The following is a 3028-nucleotide window of genomic DNA, read 5'->3' as shown; positions in this document are numbered from 1 at the left end:
CATCTATTTGTCAAGGTATAATCAGCAGACTCTTTCCCATCAGATCTCCTACTACGTCTCGCACCCGATTCTGAGGCCGCACCCCCACCACCATGACCACTTCTATCACCCCTCCTAAAAGGTCGACCATCGCCCCGACTTTGGCGCTCAACATCAAAATCTTCCTCGTGACTGCCTAAACAGAAAAGTCCACGCTGCGACGAACTTTCTCTATCACTTTGTTCTTCATGAGATACCGCAGCGTCATCAAGCTGCAGCCTTAGGTCACTAAAAAGCAATTCCCCTTCCGCACCGTCTCCATTACCAGCAAGAGCGTCTGCGAAACGCGTACCATACCGTCCTAGTATACCACGTACAAGCTCCTCGTACAAAGTAACACCACTCCTCTCTCCCTCCGGAGGATCAAAGTAGTCACTAGAAGTAGCACCAATAAGCTCGCTTCCATCAGATGGATAAGCACAACCGCCCCCTCGTGTCCGTCTTCGAGGCGTTTCATCGGATTGCCATGCTAATAACTGTCTTTCGGTAATACCTTCCTTAAAGTCATCATCTATTACCAAATCTATACCGTGATCTTCTACCAAATCCTTATTGTAGAACTCTTCCAGAATCTTTTCCAACTCACCATGCGTACTACCAGGAAGCCTCTGCAATGAAGTAAGCATTGCTATCTTCAGCAGCGCCTCTCCATCCAGGTTTTCATCAAGCCACTGCTCAAGCGCAGCCAGTTGATTCCCAGCATTATTGAGCATATCTACGTTAGCACTACATACCATATCTGGAACGAGGCTCACCAATGAGTCTAATGTCAACACGACCGTAGTCATGAACACATTACCGGATGCCAAGTCTAAGAGTATCAGCGCAGCTGGAGCGGTAGTAGCTTTTACGCCATCCGCCCACAGAATACGTTCGAGCCGCCTGGAGTATGGCATGTTTCTGATATGCCTACGAGCAGCAATTATGGCACCGAAAAAGGCAGCAACTCTGGCGTGCTTAATTGTGAAATTTAAGATTTGCCTACAAGCCACCGGAACAGCAGTCCCATATTTACTAGGGTCTATTATATGCAGCTTTGCCACAATATGCCCAGCATATTCAAATGGTATAGACAACGCTGCAGCAATAGCGCATGCACGGCTACTAGGCTCAAAGCGCAACATCCTACTACTCCATGCAGCGGACATTGCAGAGTTCATGAAGAGACCTATCTTTTTGGGCTGCTCTATCAGCGACAAAGGCAGGTATAGCCTAGTAACCGACCAGTTCAAAGCAGCACTAAACGCCTTATGAGAGAGATGCGCGGTAAGCGTTAAGAAAGTATTCAACCCAAGCTTAGCACACACCGCAGCCGAGAGCATAGAGAACATAGGAGGGGGAGTAAAACCCCCTTCTCTCCCTCTGCTAGACATCCTCCTACTGACCCACTGGGCAGCATATCCACCGAAGGCTATTATCGGCAGAGCGAGATACATAGTCAGAAGCACAGAGAAAGACGCCGGCACCGCACTCATATTCGTTGCTGCAAGGCGCTCATTCCCGCTATTACTCAAAATCTCAGAAAGAGTTTCACTGCTTTCGTTGCACTTGTGCTCACCGAAAAGAGCGGTCAGATTACTCAGAAAAGTGACGTTAGAAAGACCTCCAGAGGATTCATTGCTATTAATAAGTGACGCATAGCTTTGCAGCGCACAAAAGCTATCCAGACCATTAGAAGTAGTAATCTGCTCAATAATCGAGGATGCCATTGATGCACAGTACGCAACAACAGCAGCGGAACCCAGCGGGGTAAGTAGCGCAGAACAGGCAGCAAGTACCCTGAATAAAAATCGATGATGCGCAGCGAATTCCTGCGTTACCTCCTCCCGTAATTCGTTAACGTAAGTGCTGACTAACACAATACCAAAGAGACTCGTCATGACACCTTTTTCGGTCTCAAGCATCTCACTTAGAGCCTCTCCATCATAATTCCCCAGAAGCGAATTAATAGCCGTACGCTCCTTGGGGCTCAGAGGAGAAGTTGGCCCTGCACTTTCCGAATCTACTACATCAACTGCATGCCTCACATACCCTGCAGCAATCAAACGCAGTAAAAACCAATTTGTAGACAGGAGGCGATAACTAGCCGGTGCATACAAGATTTCTAAAGCCTGACGAAGATGCTCCGCACAGACACGCTCGCGCCCTCTTCTGAGGCAATTATCCGCGAAAGATGCAAATGTCACTACATTCCACCTATGCTGAAGCAGATTACCTTCACGAATTTGCTCTTGCGCATACCTCAACATGTCTGCAAACATTTGAGCACGTCCAGGGCGGTCGTAGTGATTTACCACCTCCTCATCTGCTAAGGCCATGATGTTAAGGAAGGAAGGAGCGATAGCTTGCGTACCGCAAGCACCAATAATCTCGATAAGAAAATCCTCTGTAACCAACACAGATAGACCATGCGCCGTCTCCTCTGGCTTCCCTGCACCCACAGAACGTAGGACATTTAACAAAGCCCTGAAAAAACCGGTACGAGGCTTGTAATGCTGCATTGCCGCCTTGAGCAGAGATAGTAACTTCTTTTCTGTATCGTTTAAGAATCTTTTCGCCATACCATCCACCTCATAGCAACAACTTCCTCAACATATGCTGAATTACACTACGACAGCTTCGAACGTGGTATTTATACAACAACCCCATAAGAACCTTAAGGCTCACAAGGATACTCCAGCACATTGTCTTTTGAAAAAACGAGACTACTCCTCCTTCTGCATCAAACGGCAGCAAGACTACAACATGAGAAACCAGCGGTAACACTACACACTCTCATGAGCACCACACTCGCTTCGATGGTACAATGTGTATGAAAAATGGTCAAGCGCTAAGCAGCTTTCCCGCGTAGCAACGACAATTTATTGATGCAATGCGACTACGACGCACAACATACAGCGTGCAAAATCTCTGTGCATAGTAAATAACAAGAGCACTTTCAAGCTTATGGCAGTCAATACACCTTAGGCCTTTTTTATTCTCCTTATTT

The 3028-nt window shown here is 47.2% G+C and carries 2 protein-coding genes; both read right to left on the bottom strand.

The window, feature by feature from the left end:
* The coding region (locus KPX09_RS04895) for a hypothetical protein (protein WP_249549246.1) at nucleotides 1-2600 on the bottom strand (2600 nt) is incomplete at its 3' end.
* Between the two features lie 10 nt (nucleotides 2601-2610).
* Complete coding sequence (locus KPX09_RS04890; RefSeq protein ID WP_249549245.1) at nucleotides 2611-2805, bottom strand: hypothetical protein; 195 nt, start codon at nucleotides 2803-2805, stop codon at nucleotides 2611-2613.
* Between the last annotated feature and the right edge of the window lie 223 nt (nucleotides 2806-3028).

Origin of the sequence: Anaplasma phagocytophilum (assembly GCF_023476575.1) — a bacterium.
GTDB classification, from domain to species: domain Bacteria; phylum Pseudomonadota; class Alphaproteobacteria; order Rickettsiales; family Anaplasmataceae; genus Anaplasma; species Anaplasma phagocytophilum_A.
Note: the sequence above shows the minus strand (reverse complement) of the source record. Positions and strands in the feature narration are given on the sequence as shown.